At 41.9% G+C, this 26,962-nt stretch carries 23 protein-coding genes; 12 read left to right on the forward strand and 11 right to left on the reverse strand.

Annotation, left to right across the window (positions count from 1 at the left end; translation table 11 throughout):
• The first annotated feature begins 6 nt into the window (after positions 1-6).
• Complete coding sequence (locus ACYTXL_RS08655) at positions 7-390, forward strand: hypothetical protein (protein WP_461924356.1); 384 nt, start codon at positions 7-9, stop codon at positions 388-390.
• A gap of 250 nt (positions 391-640) precedes the next feature.
• Here ACYTXL_RS08655 and ACYTXL_RS08660 read toward each other — a convergent pair whose 3' ends face one another.
• A complete protein-coding gene (locus ACYTXL_RS08660) occupies positions 641-1,744 on the reverse strand; it encodes a glycerate kinase (protein WP_461924357.1) in 1,104 nt (367 codons plus the stop codon).
• Between the two features lie 15 nt (positions 1,745-1,759).
• Entirely contained in the window at positions 1,760-2,092 is a 333-nt protein-coding gene (locus tag ACYTXL_RS08665; RefSeq protein WP_461924358.1) for a DUF565 domain-containing protein, read from the reverse strand.
• 598 nt (positions 2,093-2,690) lie between these two features.
• On the opposite strand from ACYTXL_RS08665, the gene ACYTXL_RS08670 reads away from it, so the two are divergent.
• The 3 genes from ACYTXL_RS08670 (at position 2,691) to ACYTXL_RS08680 (ending at position 7,055) form a co-directional block, all read left to right on the forward strand.
• A complete protein-coding gene (locus ACYTXL_RS08670) occupies positions 2,691-3,302 on the forward strand; it encodes a hypothetical protein (protein WP_461924359.1) in 612 nt (203 codons plus the stop codon).
• 303 nt (positions 3,303-3,605) lie between these two features.
• The gene (locus tag ACYTXL_RS08675) at positions 3,606-4,673 is read left to right on the forward strand and encodes an SDR family oxidoreductase (protein WP_461924360.1); all 1,068 of its coding nucleotides are present in this window, start codon (positions 3,606-3,608) and stop codon (positions 4,671-4,673) included.
• Positions 4,674-5,087: 414 nt separating this feature from the next.
• Entirely contained in the window at positions 5,088-7,055 is a 1,968-nt protein-coding gene (locus ACYTXL_RS08680; protein WP_461924361.1) for an ArnT family glycosyltransferase, read from the forward strand.
• Between the two features lie 71 nt (positions 7,056-7,126).
• Here ACYTXL_RS08680 and ACYTXL_RS08685 read toward each other — a convergent pair whose 3' ends face one another.
• Entirely contained in the window at positions 7,127-10,456 is a 3,330-nt protein-coding gene (locus tag ACYTXL_RS08685; protein ID WP_461924362.1) for an ATP-binding response regulator, read from the reverse strand.
• A gap of 542 nt (positions 10,457-10,998) precedes the next feature.
• On the opposite strand from ACYTXL_RS08685, the gene ACYTXL_RS08690 reads away from it, so the two are divergent.
• The 4 genes from ACYTXL_RS08690 to ACYTXL_RS08705 all read left to right on the forward strand — a co-directional run bounded on the left by ACYTXL_RS08690 (position 10,999) and on the right by ACYTXL_RS08705 (position 16,053).
• Entirely contained in the window at positions 10,999-11,580 is a 582-nt protein-coding gene (locus tag ACYTXL_RS08690; RefSeq protein ID WP_461924363.1) for a KaiA family protein, read from the forward strand.
• Positions 11,581-11,684: 104 nt separating this feature from the next.
• On the forward strand, positions 11,685-11,999 hold the full coding sequence (kaiB, locus tag ACYTXL_RS08695; RefSeq protein WP_461924364.1) for a circadian clock protein KaiB: 315 nt from the start codon (positions 11,685-11,687) through the stop codon (positions 11,997-11,999).
• A gap of 191 nt (positions 12,000-12,190) precedes the next feature.
• Entirely contained in the window at positions 12,191-13,753 is a 1,563-nt protein-coding gene (gene kaiC, locus ACYTXL_RS08700; RefSeq protein WP_461924365.1) for a circadian clock protein KaiC, read from the forward strand.
• 104 nt (positions 13,754-13,857) lie between these two features.
• A complete protein-coding gene (locus tag ACYTXL_RS08705) occupies positions 13,858-16,053 on the forward strand; it encodes a TolC family protein (protein WP_461924366.1) in 2,196 nt (731 codons plus the stop codon).
• 205 nt (positions 16,054-16,258) lie between these two features.
• On the opposite strand, the gene ACYTXL_RS08710 is transcribed toward ACYTXL_RS08705, so the two are convergent.
• Positions 16,259-16,654 carry a hypothetical protein gene (locus ACYTXL_RS08710; protein ID WP_461924367.1) on the reverse strand — a complete coding sequence of 132 codons (396 nt, stop codon included), beginning with the start codon at positions 16,652-16,654 and terminating at the stop codon, positions 16,259-16,261.
• Positions 16,655-16,815: 161 nt separating this feature from the next.
• On the opposite strand from ACYTXL_RS08710, the gene ACYTXL_RS08715 reads away from it, so the two are divergent.
• The 3 genes from ACYTXL_RS08715 to ACYTXL_RS08725 all read left to right on the forward strand — a co-directional run bounded on the left by ACYTXL_RS08715 (position 16,816) and on the right by ACYTXL_RS08725 (position 18,760).
• On the forward strand, positions 16,816-17,193 hold the full coding sequence (locus ACYTXL_RS08715; protein WP_461924368.1) for a hypothetical protein: 378 nt from the start codon (positions 16,816-16,818) through the stop codon (positions 17,191-17,193).
• A gap of 174 nt (positions 17,194-17,367) precedes the next feature.
• Complete coding sequence (locus tag ACYTXL_RS08720; protein ID WP_461924369.1) at positions 17,368-17,877, forward strand: hypothetical protein; 510 nt, start codon at positions 17,368-17,370, stop codon at positions 17,875-17,877.
• A 103-nt stretch (positions 17,878-17,980) separates the two neighbouring features.
• Positions 17,981-18,760 (forward strand): photosystem II S4 domain protein, encoded by a 780-nt coding sequence (locus tag ACYTXL_RS08725; protein ID WP_461924370.1) that lies wholly within the window; start codon positions 17,981-17,983, stop codon positions 18,758-18,760.
• Positions 18,761-18,916: 156 nt separating this feature from the next.
• Here ACYTXL_RS08725 and ACYTXL_RS08730 read toward each other — a convergent pair whose 3' ends face one another.
• The 3 genes from ACYTXL_RS08730 to ACYTXL_RS08740 form a co-directional block, all read right to left on the reverse strand.
• Positions 18,917-19,693, reverse strand: a complete 777-nt coding sequence (locus ACYTXL_RS08730) for an SDR family NAD(P)-dependent oxidoreductase (RefSeq protein ID WP_461924371.1) — start codon at positions 19,691-19,693, stop codon at positions 18,917-18,919.
• Between the two features lie 246 nt (positions 19,694-19,939).
• The gene (locus ACYTXL_RS08735; RefSeq protein ID WP_461924372.1) at positions 19,940-20,497 is read right to left on the reverse strand and encodes a hypothetical protein; all 558 of its coding nucleotides are present in this window, start codon (positions 20,495-20,497) and stop codon (positions 19,940-19,942) included.
• 669 nt (positions 20,498-21,166) lie between these two features.
• Positions 21,167-21,772: an exopolysaccharide biosynthesis protein gene (locus ACYTXL_RS08740; RefSeq protein ID WP_461924373.1), complete on the reverse strand. Its 606-nt coding sequence runs from the start codon at positions 21,770-21,772 to the stop codon at positions 21,167-21,169.
• 13 nt (positions 21,773-21,785) lie between these two features.
• Between ACYTXL_RS08740 and ACYTXL_RS08745 the strand changes: the two genes are divergently transcribed.
• Positions 21,786-22,100 carry a hypothetical protein gene (locus ACYTXL_RS08745; RefSeq protein WP_461924374.1) on the forward strand — a complete coding sequence of 105 codons (315 nt, stop codon included), beginning with the start codon at positions 21,786-21,788 and terminating at the stop codon, positions 22,098-22,100.
• A 12-nt stretch (positions 22,101-22,112) separates the two neighbouring features.
• On the opposite strand, the gene ACYTXL_RS08750 is transcribed toward ACYTXL_RS08745, so the two are convergent.
• The 4 genes from ACYTXL_RS08750 to ACYTXL_RS08765 form a co-directional block, all read right to left on the reverse strand.
• Positions 22,113-23,036, reverse strand: coding sequence for an ion channel (locus tag ACYTXL_RS08750; protein ID WP_461924375.1), 924 nt, complete (start codon positions 23,034-23,036; stop codon positions 22,113-22,115).
• 162 nt (positions 23,037-23,198) lie between these two features.
• Entirely contained in the window at positions 23,199-24,092 is an 894-nt protein-coding gene (locus tag ACYTXL_RS08755; protein ID WP_461924376.1) for a YsnF/AvaK domain-containing protein, read from the reverse strand.
• 156 nt (positions 24,093-24,248) lie between these two features.
• Complete coding sequence (locus ACYTXL_RS08760) at positions 24,249-25,184, reverse strand: DUF2382 domain-containing protein (protein ID WP_461924377.1); 936 nt, start codon at positions 25,182-25,184, stop codon at positions 24,249-24,251.
• Between the two features lie 412 nt (positions 25,185-25,596).
• The gene (locus ACYTXL_RS08765; protein WP_461924378.1) at positions 25,597-26,439 is read right to left on the reverse strand and encodes a DUF2382 domain-containing protein; all 843 of its coding nucleotides are present in this window, start codon (positions 26,437-26,439) and stop codon (positions 25,597-25,599) included.
• Positions 26,440-26,962: the final 523 nt, after the last annotated feature.

Here is a 26,962-nt window from a genome sequence, read left to right on the forward strand (position 1 = left end):
AAAATTATGACGAACAATGAACAGCAAATTACACCACAACAGCAACCACAGATTCAATCTCAACCGGACAATTTAGAAGCGACAGATTCGCCTCATCCCCTGGCTACAAGTGTAGGTGCTCTGGGAGGTGGTGTTGCAGGAGCCGCACTGGGTAGCTCCATTGGTGGTAAGTTAGGTGCTGCAATTGGTGGGATTGCAGGGGCAATTACTGGTGGGGTTGCAGCCAATAAGCTGGTAGGGTACGCTGAAGAATTAATTACAGAACTCCAGCCGACAAGTGGATTGGGATTAGGAGCCAATCACAAACCTATTGAACTACTCCCTCACTATTCTTGGGAAGAATTACAAGCATTATCAAAACCACAGGGTGGACAAATTCAAGTCCCCTAATCCAAAAATTTAAACTTCATCTAAGTTTATAAGCGTAGTTTTTGCCCTCACCCTAAATCCCTCTCCCAAATCTGGGAGAGGGACTTTGAAATTCTGGCTCCCCTTCTCCCAACTTGGGAGAAGGGGAACTAGAGAATTTGCTCCCCTCTCCCAATTTTGGGAGAGGGGCTGGGGGTGAGGGTCAAACCTCGAAAGTATGCCTTACCTAACTTCTACGTTAAGTTGACACCAATGAGCTTTTTCTGTGCCCCTACGACAGATGTGGTTCAAATACATGAAAACTGCTGTAATATTGAGAATAATATGAATTAATCCGATCGCAATATACTTCACCAAAACTATGATCGGGATGAATCTCAATCACCATATCAACCACTGTCGCATCTTTTACCAACAGCTTGATGAATAATTCCGGGTGAAGCGATCGCCAAAAATAATTGACAAATTGCTCTATCTCTACATTGCTCATCCCCAACTTCCCCGCAGCAATCATCTGCTGTTCCGCCTGTTTGCGCCACTCCAAAGAACACCGGTAATCGGTGGGATAGAGCAAAATTAAGCTGTCTAATCGCTCCCATAGTGGTAAATAATCGTGGAGGCGACGATTAATATCACGGGCAAATGCTCTATCCTCATCTGTGAGAATTGGCGGCGGTGCAGTATTAAATGCCTCTGGAACGATTGGGCGCACACCCACAAACCAACCTTCAAATAGTACAATATCTACACCTGTTACCATTTCTGGAGTCGTGCGATCGCCAGCGCCTCTGTATGCAGATTTATCAAAACGGGGAACCATAACTGGGCTTTGCGACTGGCGGATTTGATCTAGTACATTTAAGCCTAAATCTACATCGTGAGTTCCTGGTGGCCCGCGCCAAATCAAGCGGGGATCTTGCTGTGTTAAAAGCAAGCGATCGCTGTAAGTTTTATATAAGTCATCCAAAGACAAACTCAGAGTTCTGTATCCCAACTGATCGAGAATCAAGCTGAGAATTTTGCATATTGTGGTTTTACCAGTACCTTGTCCTCCCAATATTCCCTGAATCAGGGGGCGTCCCAACTGTTGGCGCTGTAATGCGAGTTTGATCCCCAAAGGAAGCCACAAGTCCCACAATACCTGTAACATTTCCTGGGGTTGTACCTGGAGAGTAGTTTGACAAAATTGGCTAAAAGCTGGGAGGATAGATTTTAGTAAATGCGATCGCCTTTTTATCACTTCATCGACATTTTCCGGCGTGATCCCAAAAGCTTTAGCCCTTAACTTATTTACCAGCGCTGCTTCTCTTGCTTGCTGATGCCAAGTTTCCCCCACCGCATCCGTTGCCAAAATTTCACCCAGCCACAAATCCATAAATTCCCCATCTCCCTACGATCCCAGCTTAAAGGCTTCGAGAAACAGGCTGTAGGTAAAACCAACTTTCAGGAGATTTAGTGATTCTACCAAGAGCGATCGCTTTGACAAAAAGCTGCGACTATAAAATATCCTGCTGGTAATTTCCGTCAACAGTACTAAAAAACCAGCTATCACAACGTCCAATATACCCTGTTGACCAGATGTAGTGGAAACTGCGTTTCCCAGAAAAAAACCGAACAAAAAACTAATTATCAGCAACGATAGTCGCCGCCAAGGATTTAAAAACCATTGCCCCAAGCCTCTAGCAATGGCATCGAACAAGTTATTGAGACGAGTGTTTTGCATCAGATAGACTTCTGGGGGAAAGTCAAGATATCTTAAAATATCTCTATATTTATTAAAGAAGATATTGGTTTTAGCCTAAGCTTGTTTGTTAATATTATACATATAGCAATCCAATTTGATTTTTGAAAAAACTTAAGTATATGTAGGGTGTGTTATCGCCGAGACTACGGTACTAAAACCCTACAGAGGTGCGTTACGCTATGGGAACGCACCATACCTGTATTATAAAAATCAAGTATGAGTCCTATATGTGCTGGGCTTTCACTGTGGCCAAGGACGCCTGATTGAAACCGTTAGCGGTTTCAGGAAACTTTTATTTTTTGATCAAAATGAATTAGCTGGCTCGGTATCTAATTTTTTGTTTTTATCTAAGCCTACGGTCAAGATCCGAAGCAATGGGTAACTCTATCCCTTTTTTGTCAAACATCAAAGAAATTACTTACTTAAAATGTTTTTTTTAAAATGATACTTATAATACATTTGTGCCCTTAATTTTCAGAAAGTCTATATTAAGCTACTTTTTATGATTGCCTTTTGTGATAATAGGCTACTATTTGGTCAAGCCTAGACAAAATATTTATTTCTAATAACTATCAATATGAAATCTTCAGTGTATCGTAACGTCGGTGTTACAGCTTGTTGCTTGGGACTGTTTGTTGCTTTGGTAGGATGCTTTGGAGTGAGCGTATCCTTTGAGTCCACAAACCCAGATACATCTTCACAACTGCCAAATGAAACTACCCAGTTGGAAAGAACTTCATCTACACCCGTTTCACCTGAAAAAGGTATTTCCCCCTTAACCAATCAAGTAGAACATAACAGTAGAGAGAATACTCATCCTGTCTTGGCAGATCGTGATAAATCAGCTAGCAAAGTCAAATATCAAGGGACTTTGCGGATGAGCAATCAAACAAATCAGCCTGTGCGGCTGGCTCTACTGGCGCGAGAGTCGGTAGGAAAAGGCTCTGGTACTAAACAGACGAACTATGATGTACCGGCACATTGGGATTTTGCTCCCGAAGAAGGTAGTGATAAAGGGCTGATTCTATCCCTACCTGAGAATAATTTAAAGCTGGAGAAGGGAGATATTTTAGTTGCTTTTGCACAAGATGGTTCGCGTCGTTACTGGGGTCCCTATGTTGTCGGCGAAACTCAATTACCTAAGTGGAATTCCCAAAACAGAGAATGGCAACTAGTGTTGAGTCCATAAATAGTGCTGTTAGCGGATAGCTAGGTTTAGCCCGTGCGGAAGGGGCATTATTTACCCTTCGCTGATATCTTTATTTTTACATCCATACCCGACAGTTGGTAAAGTGTAAAGTATTGGATTTTGGACAAAAAGAAGTGTTCGCGTAAATCTGTCGCGAATAAAAAATCTAGGCATCATAATTACCCCAGCTATTTTTCAAACTGAGTTAAACGCCTAAAGCCTAAGAAAATTTACACAGATGGTACTTGTTTTCAACCTGTGGCACTATTGAAACTGACAGTTACAGTAGAAAGGACGATCTTGATGAGCACCAGACAAATTGCCCTTGTCGCAGGTTCGACAGGCATTGTGGGCAAGAACCTTTCCGACCACCTTGTAAGGACGAGCGATTGGACGGTGTACGGGCTAGCCCGCAACCCATCGACAGAGCAAGGAATCCTTCCCGTTTCGGCAAATCTGCTCGACGGTGACGAACTGAAGTCGGCGCTGGCAGGAATCGATGTGACGCACGTTTTTTTCTGTACCTGGTCCCGCCAGGCTACCGAGCAAGAGAACTGCGATGTGAACGGTGCGATGCTTCGCAACCTGCTTGAGGCGCTGGATGCTGCACCCAGGCTTACTCACGTTGCCCTTGTGACCGGCGGGAAGAACTATCTAGGCTCGTTCGAGGCCTATGGACAAAGCACGTTGGATACGCCGTTCCGGGAGGAGCAGCCTCGCGTCCCCGGTCTGAACTTCTACTATGTGCAGGAAGACATTCTGTTTGAAAAGGCCGCGCAGCGAGGCTTCGAGTGGAGTGTTCACAGGCCATCAACGATCATTGGCTACGCACTCGGCAACGCGATGAACATGGGCGTCACACTCTCAGTGTACGCGACTATCTGCCGCGAAACCGGACACCCCTTTCTCTTCCCCGGCTCGCCCCAGCAGTACAACGGCTTGTTTGATGTCACTGACGCACATCTGCTCGCACGGCATCTTGAGTGGGCTTCGATTACGCCTGAAGCCGCCAACCAGGCTTTCAACATCGTCAATGGTGATATCTTCCGCTGGCGCTGGCTGTGGCCAGAACTCGCGGCATTCTTTGGCATAGAGGCCGCACCTTACCCAGGGTATGCGACTCCTTTGGCTAAGCAGATGAGAGAGGCTGGACCAGTGTGGGATGGTATTGTTGCTCAACACGGTCTCAAGCCGCATTTGTTGACCCAACTTGCCTCTTGGTGGCATACCGATGCAGATTTGGGTCGGGAAATCGAATGCCTCTACGATATGTCGAAGAGCAGGGGCCTTGGATTTCTCGATTATCAAAAAACGCTGCTGTCCTTCCTTGATCTCTTCGAGAGATTACGCCACGAGAATATCATTCCTTGAAAGCAGCAATTCATCACTTAAGTGGTATGAACAATTGTGTATGTAAGTCGCAGTTCCTGAGTTTGCAGACTCTTCCTTAAGTAGAGAATTTGTCGGACAACTCATCAGGTGGCGTTTTGGCTATTTTCATCCCTTAAAACAAAAGTGGTGGAGATTTCCGCCTTCGATAGTCGAAGGTGCGCGGGTGGCGTTACTGAAAACTGATCGTCGATGTGCGATCGCTCTGTTTATAATAGAACCAATTATCGCCTCTACAACAAATCATTCTCTCCGGCTACAAGCTTCCCAGAATCTGGACTTTTGTCCAAAGTCCAATAAAGTACTGAGTAGAGGAAAATTATTAAATTTAAAACTCCGAAGAACAAAAGATAGATAACCAACGACTATTGATTAGTGATTGTTGACTATTGACTAATGAGAATGAAATTGAGTGTTAAGCGCACTGTTGATCAGTGGTTCCACAAAATAGAAAAGAATCCAGCCCTTGGTATAACTGTGTCGATTTTGTGGTTGATAGTGATTGGCTGGGTAGCTTTTGGGTGGAATTTGGGCAACACTGGCTTGGTTGATGAGACAGAGCCACTGTTTGCCGAAGCTTCCCGCCAGATGTTAGTCACAGGTGATTGGATAACCCCATTTTTCGATGGTGACACTCGTTTCGATAAACCTGCTTTAATTTACTGGTGTCAGGCGATCGCTTATGCAATGATTGGCGTGAATGAGTGGGCAGTACGCCTTCCTTCTGCGATCGCGGCCTTCGGCTTAATTTGTTTAGCTTTTTACACCGTACACTGGTATTTGGCTAAACAAGACGAATTAGAGCAAGTTTCACGTCCGACTCGCCGCTACTTAACATCTTCTATAGCAGCAGCCCTGATGGCACTCAATGTCGAAACCATTATTTGGGCGAGAACGGGTGTTTCTGATATGTTGCTCACCGGATGCATGGCATCAGCTTTGTTATGTTTCTTTCTAGGGTACGCAGGGAAGGAAGGAAGCGGAAAGCAGGAAGCAGGGGGAGCAGGGGAGCAGGGGAGCAGGGGAGCAGCATTAATAACCAATCCCCAATCCCCAATACTTCGGCAACGCTCAGTACAAGTGCCCCATGCCCCATTCCCTAATAAATGGTACTTAGCTTTTTATGTGCTGATTGCTGGCGCAATTTTGACTAAAGGTCCAGTCGGAATTGTCTTGCCAGGGCTAATTGTTGGTGCCTTTTTGCTTTACGTGGGAAAGCTACCAGAGGTATTGCGGGAAATGCGCCTCTTCATGGGTATACTGATAATTATCGGTTTGTCAGTGCCCTGGTATGCTTTAGTCATTTGGCGCAATGGCTGGAATTACATTAACTCATTTTTTGGTTATCACAACCTGGAACGCTTTACAGAAGTAGTTAATGGTCATTCAGCACCTTGGTATTTTTACTTTATAGTGGTGTTGCTGGGTTTTACGCCATACTCAGTGTATTTACCAGCTTCTATAATCAGACTAAAGTTTTGGCAGCGATCGCACTGGCGTTCTCAAGAACGTTTTCAGCAGTTTGGTTTATTCGCCTGGTTCTGGTTTGCTAGCATCTTTAGCTTTTTTACCATTGCTGTTACCAAACTCCCTAGTTACGTCTTGCCTTTAATGCCAGCAGCAGCAATTCTGGTAGCCCTGTTGTGGAGCGACCTTTTACCAAACATGGAGAATGAAAATGATCCAGAGAGAGTATTTGATCATCTCCCCGCGTCTTCTTCCATCTCCCCCTTACTCGTCTGGAGTGGTTGGGTGAATGTAGTGTTTTTATCATTTTTGGCAATAGCACTGTTTAACATAACCCATATATTAGGTAGTGATCCAGCGATAACCAACTTCCACGAAGTAATTCAACAATCTGGTCTACCAGTCATAGCCGGCGTGATTTGGTTTGTTTGTGCTGTTTTGGTTGCGGTTTTTTTACTAAATCGCCGTTGGAACTACATTATCAGTATTAACTTGCTAGGATTTGCGGCGTTTTTAATTTTTGTTTTATCACCTGCTTCCTTTTTCATTGATCAAGAACGTCAATTACCCTTAAGAGAGTTGTCTGCGGTCATCCTAGAAGCAAAACAACCAGATGAAGAATTGATCATGCTTGGCTTCAAAAAGCCTAGTGTAGTCTTTTACAGCCACATTCACGTAAATTATTTAGGATTTCCCCAAGAGGCTGTAGAGCATATTAAAAACCAGGCTGCCAAGGGGCTAAAACCTCGCTCACTGCTGCTGTTGGCGGAACAGAAAAAGTTTTTACAAATGGACTTACAGCCAGATGATTACAAGAATTTATCGACCAAGGGTGCTTATAACTTGGTTCGAGTTCCTTTTAAGAAAAAGAAAAATGAAAAAATAGACATATCATAATTGGGCAATTCAATTTTGGATTAAATTTCAATCTAAAATCCAAAATCTAAAATCTAAAATTCTTACTCCCATTAACATTTGCCATTGTAACCATTGACAACTAAAGCTTGATTAATCTGATTTAAGAGGTCTTCCATTGATATCGATCGCGGTAATATTTGAGTAGCGATCGCACCAACAACAGTTTCTATCGATTCCAAAATATTCTTCTTCTGCTTGTCAATTTCCTTGTAAGCTACCCCAGTGTGAAAACTGGTTTTTGGGTGATTTAATCGCTGATTCAGTACCAAAATTGGTGGTAACTTTAAAGGCGAATCTCCCAATGTTTTCAGTGCTTTTAGTACGTCTTTGTGGATAGCTGATTCTCCTAAACAAATTAGCAGTAAGTCAACGCTTTGGTGGCGAATTTGTTGTAATACTTCTGCCCAACAGGGACTCATCGCCGCTTTAAAACCTGCTGTTTGTAGATACTGAATTAAAGCTTGGAACCACTCAGAACCCCGTTCAGCATCACTACTAATTAAGGAATTTTTTTCAGTCTGATAACCTTTAACTTGCTTGCGTCTTACCTGGGGAAAATCACGCAGCATTGTCAAATCCACTACCAAGATGTTAGGAGGGCAGCAAATACCAGAAGCAATTTGCAGTACTGATAGTAAGGCGTCTGTTTTCTCGGTGCGACTACTGTTGTCTTTAGCAAATGGTGTTAAGTAAGGAAATACAGATAATTCTGGTATTTTAGAAGCTATTAGGGTAGTTGCAACATCGCAAGTAACCAGTGGTATAGCCGCCAAACGTGGATGCCCAATTAGTTGTTGCAGATAAATTTGGGCAGTGGTACTTTCGACATCTAGCAAAATGACATCAAACTGCCATACCCGCGCCAAAAGTTCTGCCTGATCTAGGTCATCTACTTCAATCACCCGATGTTCTCGAAGTGAGAGATGGGGATTCACCGATTCCAACTGGGGATTCACCAATCTGAGAATTCGCAGTGGAGTTTTAGTTGGTATAATTGCGCTGTTATCTAACCCTAGTTGCAAAACGGCTTGTGTAGCACATAATTTTTCTAGAACTGGTGCTAAAACCTGATGCTCTACTGGCAAACTTAAGAAAGCATCGGCTCGGTTAGCAAATGCTTGTTCCTTTTCCGCTCCCGTCGCGGTAACAATTACAGATATATGACGGGTTGCGGTGTCAGATTTTAGTAAAGTCAGCACATCCCAGCCTGATAGCAGGGGTAGCAACGGATTCAAAAATATCGCTATTGGTTGCAAGCGCCGAGCTTTTTCAACTGCTTCTGTCCCCGATCGCGCAATCATTACGCGATATCCTAAACTTTTGAGTTGTTCAGTCAAGTCTTCAATATATCGGGCTACTGCCTCAACTACCAAGACTAACCCTTGCGAACTAACCGGATGATGCTGTGTGGAAGTAGACGATACTACGGGGTTTTGCCGTGTCTGGTGATGTCGTGTTTCTTCCTCTTCTCTGATTCCCATATCTGCTTCCGAAAAGCCTGTTTTCGGGGGACTGGGCGGCAGAAGTAGTGTAAACTGGCTACCTTTTCCTTCACGAGATAAGAAGCTGACATCTCCTCCGTGGAGACGAGCCAAGGCGCGAGTTAATACCAGCCCCAGACCAGTGCCTTCAAATTGGCGGGTGAGGGGATTTTCTAGTTGTTGAAATTTTTGAAAGATTAAGTGTTGCTGGTGTTCAGGAATGCCAATGCCTGTATCCCAAACGGTAAAGGCAATCCATCCTTCCCAACGACTCACCCGCAGCCCCATTTCCCCAGATATTTCGGTGAATTTAAAGGCGTTGGAAAGTAGGTGTACTAGCATTTGGCGTAAGCGCAATTCATCTGCCACCATCTGATCTAAGCCTAGTTCAATGGAAAGGCAGAATTGGGGAGCAGATAAACGGGCATTTTGAGTTGGCGAGGCAGATGTCGCTTTGGTAGTTTGAGTGTGGATGGCTTTAGCCTCCGATAGGGCGCGATCGCACACAGCCCGAATTTTCACCGGAGTTAGCGTCAAATCCATTTGTCCCGTCTCCATGCGGGTCAAATCTAGAATGTCATTAACCACACTCATTAGGTGGCGTCCACTTTGATGAATCAGTCCCGCATAACGGGCTTGACGCTCGTTGAGTTCTCCCATCTGTTGATCCACGAGCAACCGCGATAATCCCAGAACGGCAGTTAGGGGAGTTTTGAGTTCATGACTAATACAAGCTAAAAATTCATCTTTCAACCGATTTAGTTGAATTAAATCGGCATTTTTTGCTGCCAGTTCTTTACAAAGCTGTTGCTGCTCAGTCACATCAGTAGCTAAAATTAACCACAAATCATTGCTGAGTGCAATCTCAGACTCAGCACTTATGACTTTAAACTCAGGACTATCTAAGGGAATTTTGACAAATTGCCAGATTTGCTCCTGACCATTTTGCACTTCGAGAACGCAGGTACAAGTCCCCACCTGACTATCCAAATAGCACCGACTGTATACAGCCTGTGGTGATGCTTCTTGCTGAGTCGGTTCCTCTTCACCATCAAGCTGATTCTCCCGACCATTGCGATGAACCTTGATTGCTCCTTGGGTGGTATATTCTGGTTTTTCGGAGGGTTTAGGAACAAGTATTGCCTCCACCTGTTCCCTAACTCCTTCTGGATCTTTCAAGGCTCCTAATTGCTGCCACCAGGCGGGATTTCGTGCTACCACCTCGCCATTACCCGTTTGCAACATCAAAGGCCAAGGCAGTCTTTCCAGCAAGTGTACTAGTGGCTGGTGTCCCAATGACTTGGGTTCATTTGGGTTCTGCACACCAGGATCATATTCATGGCGATGCTCACCTGAATTTTGTAACCCAGCCATGCGTTCCTTAGCCAGCGATCGCAACAGGCGTGAACTATCCAGCAGTCCCAAATATCGACCATCAGAGTCAATCAACGCCCAATCTAAGTTCTGGGGTTTTTCGCCTTGGAGATAACCCAAGCGCAAACTTAATTGCTCTACACACTCAGAAGCTGATATTGTCTGTATTGGCTCAATTAGAGCTTGACCCCAAGTTGAGAGTGATTGGTGTAAATTTAGATTTTTATCGTCACTATCTGCTAATAATTTTGGGATTAAACGGACAGAATACAGCAATCCGATGGGGCATTGCTGTTGATTCACTACTACCAAGCGATCGCACTGCTCCTGCTCAAAAATCTCCAACACCACTGCCAGAGAACTTGTTTGGGGGCAGCTAGGTACGGTTGCCTGAAAGTCATAAAGCGGGTAATGTAGCATTAACATAGGGCTTTGGGGGTCATTCTTCCTCTGGAAACCTCCGGCATTTCCATCTGCCAGTTGATGGTTTTTTCGCCTGAAGTCATATCCTCTAAGAAGACTCATCTAAGCAACTCTGGTTATTTCAACGCCATTAAAACAACGGGATTTTACCTCACGGACACTTGCTTGCGGACAAGTGCATTTTTCAAAAGAGGCGACGTTTCTGATTTCTAGCAACTAGCCTCCCCAGTCTCTTACTGGTATTTAAACTCCTGATCGATAGCGACGGTTAAAACAATTATCACCCTAAAGATTCGCTTTAGAACCTTGAGGAATTATAATGATTTAGAATGCGACAAACCTTTAACTTCGTTTAAGTATCTTATCAATGAGCAAAATAAAAAAATCTATTTAGATACAGAGATATGTAAATAATAAATTAGCTCCTGTGTCTTGCTATGCCGACATATACCTGATCATCAAAGACCTACTAAGTCATACAACTAAGTTACTGAGTGGCTAGCACTATCTGCTAACACATAGTGTTATTTTGGGGTTAGAATCACCAGTTTACTGCACACCCAGCATTACCCTAGAAGCCTTTACCAAACTTATCAACCCACGTTTATTGGTCAGGGCGATCAAAGGGATATATTCAAAAATAGATGTTATTACCGATATTCATTCTGCAACCTGATATTAACAAATGTTTAGATAATCGAGTTGACTTAGCCAACCAAAAAGGTTTGAGCGTGTGGGCGTGGGAATTGATTGATGGAATCATTGCCCAATTTTGCTATTTACCTGTTGCTGCAACTACCTGTGGAAAAATCAACTACTTACCAAATTGGCCGCGACAAAATCCAAGTAAGGCATACATTGGCAAATACATACAGGTATTTGCCAGTCACATGCAAAAAAGCCAACAGCATTTCCAGGAGATGACTACACCAGAAAGGCAAAAATTATTAAAAGAGCTTAAATCAGATTACAGCCTGATTCTTATATATTATTTTACCACAGACAAAACACTCCCAGAAAAAATTGATAAATTTATCAATACTATATTTTATGCTCATATTCCTGTGCCCCAAATCATCGAAATTCACATGGAGTTAATTGAAGAATTTTCTCACCAGCTAAAATTAGAAGGAAGGAGCAATGAAACTTTACTTGATTACCGCCTAACGTTGATAGATATCCTGGCTCACCTGTGCGAAGTCTATAGGAGTTCTACTTCTAAATAAATTAAATTTATCGATATTCAACTTGGAACAAGCTACTGCTGTTACAGACTCCCAATCCGCGAACAAATATTATATTTTTCTGATCATGAATAACCATTAAGTAGATGAATAAAGCCAGAAAAACCTACGTTCTCAAGCTTTATGTAGCAGGGAACACCCCGAATTCAGTCCGGGCGTTAAAAACACTCAAAAACATTTTAGAAGAGGAGTTTGAAGGTGTTTATGCTTTAAAAGTCATCGATGTCCTGAAAAGCCCGCAACTGGCAGAAGAAGATAAAATATTGGCAACGCCAACACTATCTAAAATTTTGCCTCCACCCGTTCGCAAAATTATCGGCGATCTTTCAGATAGAGAAAGAGTATTGATTGGATTAGATTTGCTCTATGAAGAACTCAGTGAAGAAGATTTTGAAGAGTAAAATTTTAATCATCAAAAAATTGAGTCCAAACTTTAGTAATAAAAAATCGGCTTTAACCAATTCTGTGAGTTTAAGTCGCTTGAGCTTCTAACAAGCGGTAAGTTTTGTAGTTATTGTCTTTATCACCCTTACAAAACTGAATTACGAATTACGAATTACGAATTATTTTAATACCCTTTTGTGATCAAGCAATGAGTGAAAACGAGCAAGTAGAACCAAAGCAACCACCGAAAATTGGGGGTGTAGAAAAAATTCGGACGATGATCGAAGGATTTGACGATATTACTCATGGTGGTTTCCCAATTGGTAGAACTACCTTGATTAGTGGGACATCCGGCACAGGCAAAACTTTATTCTCTCTTCAGTTTCTTTATAACGGTATTACCTACTTTGATGAACCAGGAGTGTTTGTTACCTTTGAAGAATCACCCACTGATATTATTAAAAATTCCCATATTTTTGGTTGGAACTTGCTGCACCTAATCGAAGAAGGCAAGTTGTTTATTCTTGATGCTTCTCCAGATCCAGAAGGTCAAGATATCGTGGGGAATTTTGACCTTTCTGCGCTCATTGAGCGCTTGCAATATGCCATCCGCAAATACAAAGCTAAACGAGTTTCAATCGACTCAATAACAGCAGTATTTCAGCAATATGAAGCGATGGGAGTAGTGCGACGCGAGATTTTTCGCCTAGTAGCACGTCTGAAACTACTAAGTGTCACTACTGTAATTACCACTGAACGTAGTGCAGAATATGGACCTGTTGCCTCTTTTGGAGTAGAAGAATTTGTTTCCGATAATGTCGTAATTGTTCGCAATATTTTAGAAGGAGAACGCCGCCGTCGCACAATTGAAATCCTCAAATTGCGCGGCACAACTCATATGAAAGGTGAGTATCCCTTCACAATTACTAATCAAGGAGTTAACATCTTCCCATTGGGGGCAATGCGCTTAAGTCAACGATCTTCTAATGTCAGAGTATCTTCTGGTGTCCAAACCTTAGATGAAATGTGCGGTGGTGGTTTCTTTAAAGATTCAATTATTTTAGTAACAGGAGCCACCGGTACTGGTAAAACCTTGTTAGTTAGTAAGTTTATTCAAGAGGGCTGCCTGAATGGAGAACAGGTAATATTATTTGCTTATGAAGAATCACGCGCCCAACTATCTCGTAATGCTTCCTCTTGGGGAATTGATTTTGAAGAATTAGAACATCAAGGTTTACTCAAAATAATCTGTACCTATCCCGAATCAACTGGTTTAGAAGACCACCTACAAATTATTAAATCAGAAATTGCTGCATTCAAACCAGCTCGCATCGCCATTGATTCCCTTTCAGCACTAGCGAGAGGAGTGAGCCATAATGCATTTAGGCAGTTTGTAATTGGTGTAACGGGTTATGCTAAACAAGAAGAAATTACTGGTTTCTTTACCAACACAACTGAGCAATTTCTGGGAGCGCATTCGATTACTGACTCCCATATTTCCACGATTACCGATACAATTCTGATGTTACAGTACGTAGAAATTCGCGGAGAAATGTCGCGGGTAATTAACGTCTTCAAAATGAGAGGCTCTTGGCATGATAAGGGCATTCGTGAGTATAATATCACTGCGGATGGTCCCGATATTAAAGATTCTTTCCGAAACTACGAACGGATTATCAGTGGTGCTCCTACTCGCGTTAATATCGATGAAAAGGCGGAACTTTCTCGCATTGTTAGACGTTTTGAAGACAAACAGAGTTCCGAACCCTAAATTTAGTATCGTAGTATATTCTTTCCTAAGTTTAGTATCGTGCTATATTCTGTGGTGAAGAAAGGTTTTCTGCCGCTAGATTGATTTTCGTGTGAGGGGATGCGGTGAAAGGACAGCAATTATTTTATAGCTTCTTACCTGGTTTGACAGCAGCAGTCTTAACAACTGGGCCCGCCTGGGCTGATACTGTGAAACTAACAGGGGTACAACTGGCGTCTTCTCCTAGTGTTTTGACTTCTACTTCTGGTCAAGACTTGGCTGTGGACACCATGAATACGCAACTGCCTAATGGTGCAGATGTTAGTGTTCCAACCCTAGTACCTGCTTTTGGTTTTACTAAACTTAGTCTGAAGCCTTTAAGGAATAACAGTATCCCAGTGTTAATCACTGGAACTACTGGTGTACCCATAGAACAAGTTATTAAGAAAGATAAAGGTAGATTTTTCAGTTTGATACCTACCTCTAATCCTTCCCAACAGCCTGATGTCAGCCGTTCTGCTCAAAATAATCAAAAAAACAGTAATTCAGACCCCAATGGGCAGAAATTAAAGAGCGTAGTAGTTCCTAACTACACTTCAAAACCTCATTCTGTCCAAAAACAAATTTTGTCCCTGTCTTCTTTACAGCCGCCAGTGGTTCAACAGGTAAATACTGTTAATCAGTTGCAGACATTTTTAGAAGCTTCAACTACAGGTGCAGGAGCCGCAAAACTGTTGTCAGCCCAGAGGTGTCCACAGGAGTTGGGGAAAAGCAAAACTGACTCCTCGGCTTCTTTGCTACTAGTATCAAGCACCTGTTTAGGACAAAATGGGTCTGGGGAACTTTTAGCTCAGAGTAATACTCCTGCACCGTCAGGTTCGGTGCAACCTCAAATTGTTCCAGGAAACGTAACTCCTGCACCGGCAGGTTCGGTGCAACCTCAGAATGTGCCAGGAAATGTCATTCCTGCATCGGTAGGTTCGGTGCAAGTTCCAGAGAACCTCACTCCCAATGCAAATCCCCTGCAATTTCCCACCAAGCCAGAGGAAGTAAGACTTGAGGGAAATCAGGCGATTACTTTGGCACAGGCTCTAGAGCTAGCACGGCGTAACAATCACGATCTACAGGTGTCGATATTGCAGCTAGAACGCAGCCGTGCTGCTGTCCGCGAGGCACAAGCTGCCTTGCTTCCGACTCTTGGTCTTACTGGTGATATCACTCGCAGTCAGTCTGCTTCTGGTCAGCTTGAGGACAAATTATACCAACAGGAAGGTTTAGTCTCTCCTAACGCAGGCATACCTGCGACAGCTTTCAACGGATCTGCACAACTGACATATAACGTTTATACTTCTGGGAATCGGCAAGCTACCATCAGACAGGCAGAGGAACAGGAGCGCTCCGATCAACTGGCTGTAGAAACTCAGTTTGAGACAATCCGTTTGAATGTTGCCACTGACTACTATAATCTGCAACAAGCGGATGAACAAGTACGTATTTCCCAGTCGGCTGTGCAGAACTCCGAAGCTAGTTTGCGTGATGCACAATCTTTAGAGCGAGCTGGGGTTGGTACGCGGTTTGATGTGTTGCGATCGCAGGTGAATTTAGCAAATTCCCAACAAAACCTGATTAATGCTATCTCCCAGCAGCAAGTTGCCCGTCGTCAGTTGGCTACTCGCATAAGTTTGTCGCAGTCAGTGAATATCAGCGCAGCTGACCCTGTAGAATTAGCTGGTCTTTGGAACCAGTCACTAGAACAAACTATTGTCCTGGCTTTTCAAAACCGTTCGGAACTGCAACAGCAATTGGCGCAACGTAACATTGGCGAACAACAGCGACGGCAAGCACTTTCATCACTAGGCCCTCAAGTTAGTTTGGTAGCCAGCTACAGCCTACTAGATCAGTTCAATGATAATATCAGCGTCACTGATGGTTATGCAGTAGGAGTCAGGGCAAGCCTAAATTTATATGATGGGGGAGCAGCAGTAGCAAGGGCAGATCAGGCAAAAGCTAATATTGCGATCGCCGAAACTCAATTTGCCGAACAGCGCAACCAAATTCGCTTTCAGGTAGAACAAGCGTATTCTAGCCAGCAATCTAGTTTGACCAATGTTCAAACCGCTAATACTGGTTTAGAAGAGGCTAGGGAAGCTCTACGTTTAGCCCGTTTGCGATTCCAAGCTGGTGTAGGTACTCAAACTGATGTCATTAACTCTGAAAATGACCTCACAACAGCTGAAGGTAATCGGGTAACAGCTATTTTGAATTACAACCGCGCTTTAGCTCAGTTACAACGGTCTGTTACCCTCAGAGCGCTACGCTAGTAAGCTAATGTACTTTTAATTTGCATAACTAGGGCGAGCTTTCCGGCCTACCCCACAAGAGTTTTACTTCTAGGTAATATGCAAGTTAAATGTCCAACACCTTACTGCTGATTTATCTCCTAATTAAAAATTATAAAAGCCTCATTGAAAAATGAGGCTTTTTGGTGAAATTAGATACGTTTGCCCTCCCAATCCCCAATTCCTATTATCTGCTTTGGCTACGAGTTTTAAACCACTCTTCTGCTTTATCCAAACTATAGAATAGTTCGCAATCACAACCAAATAAACGCTTCCCAGATCCTTTCATGATTATTCGTTGTAGCAGGAACTCCAAACTAGGAGAAGTAATCATAGCTATACCCAAGCAATATTTCTCAAGTTCTTTCTTGTGTCCACGTAGCCAATCACCTTCCATTTTGTCAACATTTTTTGATTTTCTCGGTTTCCCACCTAAGTATTCAAAAGCAAAGCCGATGCGTTCTTGATGATTGATCAGATGTGTAAAGCGAGCAAGGTAATTCAGAGTATCTTGTTCAGTTACTTCCTTACCAATTTGGATTACACAATATGACTGTTCTAAGTTTTCGATGATATTAACCATAGATTTTTGTATGTTTGTATTTTACTGTTTATGGCTAACCTCAATTCATGATAGTTTTGAATCAAAATTCAAATTTGTAACAGGAATTTTGTGAAATGATGTACCATAACTGAATGTTCGTAGTTTACCGCCGTAGGCATCGCTCGCCTTCTCAAAGACTCATGACTAAAGTAACATCTCAAGAGATTGCACAGTTTCGCTCTCAATTGGCAGATGATCCCAGCGATATGGAAGCACTGGATTTGATTGAAGACTGTGATGGAGATTTAGAAGATGCGGCGATGACACTAGCTATCCGGGCAGGACAACAACCAGAAAGAGCAAATTCCGAATGGTTAGATGCCTTGGCTAGAAAATGGCGTGTGGTCATTTGCGAACAAGAATATCGGGAAGATTTGCTTAATACTTCACTTCAAAAGATCATGGAACATCTAAAAGCAACGCCGACGTTTCCGAAGATTTTGGCAACACCAGTTTTGATATATGTCCTCAAGCAAGGCGTGAACCATTTTTGTGAGCCACTAGATTCGCTGAAGTGATCAGCCAATATAGATTTAACTTGAGCGTTCGCCCTTGGCTTCTCCCAAGGGCGAACGCCGCAGCGCTTCTCTACGAGACGCTCCGCGATCGCGATTGCGGTTTGCAATTGATTCCACCAGGACTGATACGCTGTTAGTTAAGGCAAAAGTTCTCTTAAACAAATTGTAAAATCAATGAATTACCTTGTTGCCGTATTACCAGACCGCATTCAAGCCGAAGCTGCTTACTTAGCTTTAGAAAAAGAAGGCATAAACAGTACTATTCTGGGGAGGGGGTATAAAACGGCTGATGAGTTTGGCTTAATTGACCCCAAAGACCAAGCGAAAAAGCAAGCACAACTGATGGCAACCTGGCTGATCCCATTTGGCTTTTTTGCCGGTTTTACATTCAGCCTGATCACTGGTTTAGATACTTTTGCCTGGGCGGGTAAAGTTGGCAATCACATCGTTGGCGGACTGCTGGGTGCTGCTAGTGGTGCTATGGGTGGTGTATTTGTCGGTGGTGGAGTCGGTTTATTTGTAGGTGGTGGTGATGCTTTGCCTTATCGTAACCGCTTAGATGCAGGTAAATACTTAGTTGCCGTTCAAGGTTCTGAAACTCTAACTCGGCAAGCAACGCGAATATTACGTCAGTTTGATCCCGAAAATATCCAAGGTTATGCTGATACAAATACCGTGGAATGAATCATATTGGTAGAGATGAAAACCTGCTGAAATGGGAATTAAAGCTAAAATCAAGACAGTTATAGCAGATTAATTTTCAATTGATAACTCATAATTTTTAAGAATGTTACCACGAGAAGAACTTTTAAAAGGTGTTGAAAATCGAGATAGTCTAGCTCGTGTAATTGACCAAGCGGAACAAGCGATCAAAACTTGGGAAGTGGTTTTGACAGATTTTCTATCTCCCCCAGAATTGGCGGAAATTCAACGGGTGTTTAGTCGATTAACAGAAGTGCAATTAGTGGCGTGGGGTGGATATCCGCAAGCTGAACGCCAAAGAATAGCGATCGCTCGTTCGGAACTTCCCTTAGATCAATCTCAAGTCAGCCTTGTCGCCGTGGAAATTGCTGGTAATTTCCTGTTTGATACTGCCTCTCACCGCGACTTTTTAGGCGCAATGTTGGGAACGGGAATTGTTCGTGAAAAGACGGGAGACATTATAGTTTTGGGAGAACGGGGGGCGCAGGCGATTGTCGCCCCAGAGTTAGTGGAATTTTTGTCAATGAGTCTTAACCAGGTGCGATCGGTTACTGTGAAAACTCAGCAGATTCAGGTAACTGAATTAAAGGTTCCGCAACCCAAGAAAAAAGAATTAACTACTGTGGAGGCTTCTTTGCGATTAGATGCGATCGCATCTGCTGGTTTTGGGATGTCCCGCAGCAAAATGGTTGATTTCATTGATGCTGGTGATGTCCGCGTCAATTGGAAGGAAGTTACTCAAGCCAGTTCTCAAGTAAAATCAGGCGACTTAATTGCTATTCGCTCTAAAGGACGTTTAGAAGTTGGGGAAATAGCCGTTACAAAAAAAGACCGTTACCGAGTTCAATTAACAAGATATATCTAATAAGTCAGAAGTCAGGAGTTAATAGTAAAAAGTTAGAAGTTTTAAATTCACCACTTTCTTTAACTCCTGTATAGACGCGATTAATCGCGTCTCTGCTCCCAACTCTTGTACAGACGCGATTAATCGCGTCTCTGCTCCTAACTCCTAACTATATACTTAGGCTTTAAAGTGTTTTGCTAACATATTCAGCAGAAGTTTGCGCGGTACGATCCGAGATAATTTGCTTCTAATTTGAGTGTTAGTATCAGAACTAATCACAGTTGGATGTCCTTTTTCCAAAGCCTCTAAAGATTCCCAAACCACTCTTTCAGAAGAATATACTTTATTTGTACTACTTGCCAGCGCTGGAGGAAAATTAGCTTCTGCAAAAAAGTTTGTTTCTATTGGCCCGGGACAAGTGACTAAAATACGCACACCATATTGACGATTTTCTGCCCATAGTGCTTCGCTAAAGCTGAGAATAAAAGCTTTACTGGCAGCATAAACAGAAAGGTATGGTATCGGTTGAAATGCGGTAATAGAAGATACGTTAATAATACTTCCAGAACGACGTTGCCGCATTAAGGGTAGAAATTTATGGGTTAAATCTACCAATGCCAAAATGTTTAATTGTACGATTTTAATTTGTCTTTCTCCATCCCCTTCAGCAAAATCGCCATAGTAACCAAAACCAGCATTGTTGATTAATAAGTCAATGGTTAATCCCTTTGCTTTTGTGGCATCAAATACAGCAGCAGCTGCATTAGGTTCTGTGAGGTCTTTAACTATAACGTCTACTTGAATTTTGTGTTCTTCTTGTAGTTGTTTAGCTAATTGGCTTAGTTTCTCTTCGGAACGAGCAACGAGTACAAGATTTGTCTTGCGTGCAGCTAGTTCATGGGCAAAGGCTTTACCAATACCACTAGATGCACCAGTAATTAAAGCAGTTGGCATTCTACATATTCAGATAGTTTTTAAGCACCATTAAAATCTTAGCGATGCTAGCTATAAGTTTTAACTACCCAAAGTGATATAGCGGTTTCCAGGTGCATGAAGTACATCATATCAAAACCTCACCTCCAACCCCTCTCCTTACTAAGGAGAGGGGAGATAAAACACAGCTTTATCGGGGTGAGGTTAAGCTGTACCTCATTCTTATTCGGAAATGCTATATCCTCAAAAGGATAATTGAATTGCTAATTACCATTTTTCAGACCAATAGATAATTTCTGAGGCTGAACTATTAATTGCGACACCGTAACTATCTCCATGATTCCACTTGAAGCCAGGTCTACCTTTATCCTCTGCATTTAATACTAATATTTCATAATTAGCTGGAAAAGATTCTGTATGAGAGTCACTGGTGTAGAAGAAAGTTGTCGGCACACCATTAGGCTGGTTTATGTGGTCGTTTGTGTTGCCACCCTTATATTTGTGTTTTGCATTACTACTGTATTGTGAAAGTAATTTTTCTATTTTTTTTGGTGGTTCTTTTAGTCTAATTTGAAAAAAACTACCTGCTGGCAAAAATTGGGGAGAGTAAGCAAGGCGAACGTCTTTGGCATCAGTGGGAATCTCATTAGGAAAATGTTTTACTTCGTCTTTATTAGACCATAGTTGATTACGAATTTCTTTGTAGCGTGATGTATTAGTTATTATTTTAGGTTCCCTAGTACTGCTAAAAGTTGTTCTCAGAAAAAAGCTTACCCCGACAATACTAAAACTAGCAAGGGCTAATATAAATTGCGATCGCTTCATTGAGTTGGGTGCATCTAACTTTTATAGTCATATACCTAAGTACTAAACTAAATTAGTGATATTGCGGTTATGCTGCCAAAAATATTGACAGAAACTTTGTATATTCAGGGAAAATATCAACTATTTGTAAAAATATTGTGAATATAAGCCATGCTTACCTAGTCAAATACGGGAGGTTATCCTCCGGGAGGCTAGGGTAGTTATTGTTACTTAAGTGAAACTAGGGAAGTAGAAATAAATTTTATCTTTGGTGAAGATAATCAAAAGCATTCTCTTTTCAATTCTTCCTGATGCAGCAATAATTAAGGCGGATATATAAATAGTAGATGCACCTTAATTAAATTACAGGCCTCAACTTTTAGTTAGGGGCTTTTTTTATCACTGATATTTTTTAATTTGAGAATAAAATAAATTTGTTCAGAAGTTTAATTTGCCCGGATATGGCAATCAATCAAGCGGATTAATAAATGGTAGATGCACCTTAATTAAATCAAAGCCCTCAGCTTTTAGTTGAAGGCTTTTTTATTGCTGATATTTTTTAATACGTGAAGAAAATAACTTTGTTCAGAAGTTAAATCTTCCCGGATATGGCAATCAATCAAGCGGATTAATAAATGGTAGATGCACCCTAATAAATTGCAGCCCTCAGCCGAAAGCTGGGGGCTTTTATTATTTAAATATAGATGGCAGCAAACTGGGAGCTAACCATACTGCATAACCAATAAATCCAAACAGCAAGGTAATCAGGACAGTGATGCCGTAGCTGATGCCAATTAATAAACCGTCAGATTCAATGGTGGCAACAGTCAAAAGTAAAATACCTACAGTGGGGATAGGATTTGTAAACGGAATTGGTAATATTAGTAATATTGTTAATAAAGAGATACAAAACCCATTAATTCGCCAAATCAAAGGATTATGGGCTATTTTTGCCAATCGGGGACGGGCGATTTTATGTGAAACTTTGGTAAAACGTCCCAAATTTTGCAAAAGTAACTGGGCAAAGGGACGAGGAAATTTGTAGTTAGCGATTCTTTTCGGCAGCCAAGGCGATCGCCTCCCTAAAACCATTTGCACTGACAACAGTAAACAAGCACCACCAAAAGGGCCAGTTAATCCCGGTGGCATAGGAAATAAAAAGGGCAAAACTAATAATGTAATTACCAGGCTGAACCCTCGTTCTGAGGTTTCTGATAGAATATCACCTAGAGTCAGGGGTTGTTCAGCTAGGCGTTGCAACAGGGACTTTATATCTTGAGAAAATCTCAGATGCATTTGGCTTGAGTTGATGCGAGTTACTACATTTTTAGCAGAGGGAGAAATCAAAACACATGGGCAGCAAATTTTTGAGCTAAACAGCATCAGTAGAGCGATAATAGATATAGAGATCAAAATATGTTATATGTCCATCTCCTCCAGCGCGTGTTGTGTTGTGGTCCTCAATCAACAACAAGAGCAAAATCAAAATATCTGCTACCAAAATCAGTGCCAGGATGTGGCAGTTAACTACAGCAAGAGCATGGTTAAAAGTTGCACTGTAGTTGAAAATGGTCGAGTTGTGGTTAAACCCTTGCAACCACCACTCAATCAGACTTCTGAGTAACTTTCAGGCATTTTAACTCTTTTCATCTAAAGGGAAAACATCGTGGAAGCGGTTGTAATCAATGTAGCGATGTCCATCGGGTGCGTGGTGGAAGATATCGACAAATTGATTGTTCCACAAAATCTCATTAGCACCATAGCTATGACGGGCATGGACGACCTGTGTAACCGTTTCATCAATGCCACTCAAAGAGATCACCAGCATAGTATTTGTCTGGGTTAAGGATTCTGGTGTCACCCCATATAGAGGACTAAACTCATCAATGACATGCATCACCGACCAGCTTAACGTGAAGCTAGGTGTTTGGTTCCTCAGCAGTTTGAGATCGTAGAACCGACGCATGAACTGCCCTTCTAAGGTTACTTCGTCGCGCATTAAGTAAACTCGCATCTGCGCCTCCAGAATCATATTGCGACGCTTATTAGCGGTGCGAAATATGAGAGTCGGCATCGCATCATGAGATGTAATTACAGCAACACGACTAAACAGCACACGGGCTGTAGGTCGGGAGAATCTAGCAAAGGCTAGTCCTGTCATCACAGCAATTCCCATCAAACCGATCATTGCTTCAATGGTGACAATAATGTTGGCGTAAGTTGTTTTAGGATACATTGCCCCATAGCCGATGGATGCTAGGGTTTGCACGCTAAAGAAAAAGACATCTAAAAAAGAGCCAGGTCGGGCGTTGGCAATACAATCTCCTCCTATCAAGTAAGCTAGGGCAAATAGAGCATTAATCGTTACATAGAAAGTACAAACCAGGATGAAAAAGGCAGTCCAGGGAATCGTTAGCAGCAGATGGTAAGGATCACGCCAGTAGGAATACCATGCACCCATACCCATAATCTCAAATTTTCCATCTCGAACTTGAATCTGAATCAGTGGGATAAAACGCTGTCGTTTCTTCGGTGAAAGTCTCTTTAGTCGAAATTTCATTGCAAGTAGCCAAAAAAACGGCAACTGCTTAGTATTGTAAATTAAGTTGCTTTCGAGACATTTCACTTACCCGCAAAGGAACGAAAATTTAACTTTCTTTTCTTAAATTAGTAAAAAAATAGGGTGGACAATGCCCACCCCACTAATTTATCTGCTATAAACTTATTTTTCCGGCTTTAATGATTGACTTTTAGAACATCGGTCAAACCACTCCTGGTATTTTTTCTGGTGTGACTCATCTTCAATAACAATCGTCACTCGCACCTGCTTGCATCCGTGATTTTGCTCTAGTGCGATCGCATTCAATAATAAACTAGCAATTTTAGGGGAACTAAATTCGCCACTTACCGTTAAACCGCTATCAAAGCGTGTAACTTCAAGTCTTTCTACTTCGGTCAAGTCAACGCCAAGAATTTCCCCTTCATCTAAATCAATTTCTGCAAGTTGTTTGTGTTCTGGACTAATTTGTTCCACAATCAGCTTTTCACGCCGGACAGGAACTTGTACCATCCGAGTTTCGATGACTTTGCGAACAATCACCTCACCAACTTTACGCTTACTGCTTTCAACAACTAGTCGTTCTTCTAGTAAACGAATAATCTGTTGTTCGTTAACCGATTCTAAATTTACTGGCTCAACTGGGCTATTTGTACTTTGATTATTGACTAGTTGCTTGGTTGAGTTTTCTGATAGTGTGCCATCGCCTGGTGTTTCTGCTTCTAAATATTCAGGCATATATTCAATTTCTGATTTGTTTAAGTCTATGAAAACAGATTTAGTCGGCTTGTCAATTTGTTTTATTCTCTGGCTCTGCAATTGAAATAAAGAAGGATGTTTATTAGCTAACTGCTGACCATATTCTAGAGTTTCTTGATTCGCCTGGTTAGATATAATTAAGTTTAGCCGGCGATTAGCATCAACAATTAAATCATGAACTACTCCTACTAGCTCACCTTGCCTATCGATGACAACAAAATTCTTCACCTTCTTTCTTAAATCTGCTAGTGAGGTGCTAGTGCGAGTCTTCGTATTTGCCTGTCCAATGTTTTTGGTCATCGGTTAGCTATTCATATGCAAAACTTCTGAACTGCTTTCTAGTTAGCTATATTAAATCTATTTTTGACCCTTTAAAAGTACAGGCAAAGCTAATTAAACAGCCCCACCTGTACTCTGTCAAATTAGTTATTGGTTCTTAACTAATAACTACGTTGTTTAGCGTTCTTCAATCGGAAGATTACCAGAATTAACATCTAACTCTTCACGACGCACAGTTTCTTGAGTTTCAACTGTCTCTTGATCTACCACTTTTTTAACTCGGACTTCTTCACGCAAAAATGCTTCTTTGCGAATATCCGCAGTTTCTTCGTGGAGTTCTATCCGAGTAACTTCGCCTTCACGAAAATCTGCTCCGCGCCCAGAAGCGGCAGTACCTGCATCTGCTGGAGTGACACGCTCAATCACAACTCGTTCTCTTTCTATTGGCACTGCAACCCGTGCAGTATCAGTCTCAACACGCTTGCCAATCGTTACTTCTCCAGTTTTTTGGCGTTTCTTATTAGCAATCAGGCGTTCTTCATATAATCTTAGAGTTTGATGATCTTGATCATTTAACCCATATAAAGAAGGCTCATTTTCGTAAGTGTAGCTATCACGATTGTAAGTAGGTGTAATCGGCTGCTTATAGGTTGTATCTACTGGTGCTGTCGCTTGCAATGGTAATGCTGGTTCTACAGGAAGGGCGTAGTCTCCCGGTTGTGCTAATGAAGCTTCTAGAGGAAGGGCGTAGTCTGTGGGTTGGCGATATACACCACGCACCCGTTCTTCATAGTCATAATCAAGGCTTTGGCGTTCATTGAACTCAGGTAAATCTTCTGCTTGCACTCTAGTCAAGCCAATTGTGTAGACGCGATCACTGTTATAGTCGATACGGGCACGACCAACTGGTAGTAATACTTTTTTACCAAAAATCCAGAAGCCTAAGTCAACGACGAAATAGCGGAAATGACCTTCTTCATCCACTAAAACATCGCTGACAGTGCCAATTTTTTCCTCAGTTCCTTGTGTATAAACCCCAAGCCCCTTAATGTCCTGGCCTTCAATGGTATCCCGGTAGTTAGGCTCAAAATCTTCCAGTTTGTAGAGAACCATTATATTACCTCAAAAATTTTCTCTTCATCTACTAATAACTAAACTATACATTTATTTACTTGTTTACCTCCTTCTGCCGAATGAATTATTTCAATGGTTCAATAATCAAAAGTTATAGATATTGTTCTATCTATGGCTAACTAAAGATGCGAAATTGGGAGCATCTGAACTTTTGTAAAAATATGTTTAGCCTTGGTGCATGGAATTCGCCGTATATATTAAAATACTCACCGCAAAATTTTGCATTTCTACAGGGTTTATCAGAATGTAAATTTTGTAAAGGCCAAAATTTCCAACTTGTCTAATAAGTCAGGTGTCTTGTTGTTGAATAAAAAAACACAGGCAGAGATAAAAATTAACTTTGCCTGCATGATTATTTTCAAATAATATCACAAATTTATTGACCAGCTACTTAAATAGCTTCATCTGTAGTGGGACGATTTTCTTCGACATGTAAATTACCCACAGTATTAAGATCTAACTCTTCTCGGCGAATAGTGTCTTGTGCTTCCACAGTTTCTCGTTCTACTACTTTCTTAACTCGGACTTCTTCACGCACAAACGCTTCTTTATGTATCTTAGGCGTTTCTTCGTACACTTCTATGCGTGCTACTTCTCCTTCTTGGAACTGAAGTTCACTGGGATCTACAACCTTTCCTGCTTCTGTTGGCACAACTCGCTCAATCAGAACTCGTTCTTTTTGAATATCTACTGTAACGCTTGCAGTTTCTGTTTCAATGTGCTTACCAAGCGTTACTTCTCCGCTTTTTATGCGTTGTTTGTTCGCAACTAATCGTTCTTCATAAAGTTTAAAAATTTGATCAGATTGCTCATTTAACCCATATAAAGCTGGTTCTTTCTGATAATTGTATGTATCGCGATCGTAAGTTACACCACTGGTTGGAGAACGAAATACACTACGTACCTTTTCTTCATAATCATTATTAAGGATCGCGTCTTCTTTGTGATCAGGTAAACTTTCTACTTGCTGCCTGCTTAACCCATCAACATAAACGCGTCTTGCAGGATAATCAATTCGGGAAAGACCAATGGGTAGTAATATTTTCTTAGTAAGAAAATCTAAGGTTATATCAATAATTAAATACCGAAAATGACCATCGTCATCAACTAAAACATCGGCCACTGAGCCAACTCTCTCTCCTCCCTCAGTATAAAGCTCTAGCGCTTTAACGTCGTCTCCGTCAAAAGTTTCTCGATAGTCTGGGTCAAAATGTTCAAGTTTGTGAAGAGGCATCTGCTGTTCCCAAGTAGTTTAGAATATTTCTGAACTATTTTAATAAATATTGTGCTGTGTCTCCTCCTACTAGCGACTGAATTTAACTGGACTTATACCATTTCACTAAAACCCTGATACATATAGATTTCGCGTAGGGGCACAGAAAAAGCCCATTGGTGTCAACTTCACAAAAAATCTGCTTTGAGAAGGCGTTTTGCCCTCATCCCCTAACCCCTTCTCCAACCTTGGGATTCGGGGAACTAGAGAATTTGCTCCCCTCTCCCAAAATTGGGAGAGGGGCTGGGGGTGAGGGTCAAACCTCAAAAGCTTGCCAAGCCTAAATTCTACGTTAAGTTGACACCAACGTATTTGTATCATAATTTAATTAAAGTCAAACAGTATTACGCACCAAAATCTGAAACTTCGTTCGCGAGGCGTACTCCTCGCTAGGGCGTGTTTTCAAACTATAACCACAACAAAATGCAGGCGATCGTAATCATAGCTGTATAATTGGCTGCAAGTTTTTCATATCGGGTGGCGA

The organism is Nostoc sp. (assembly GCF_054880495.1).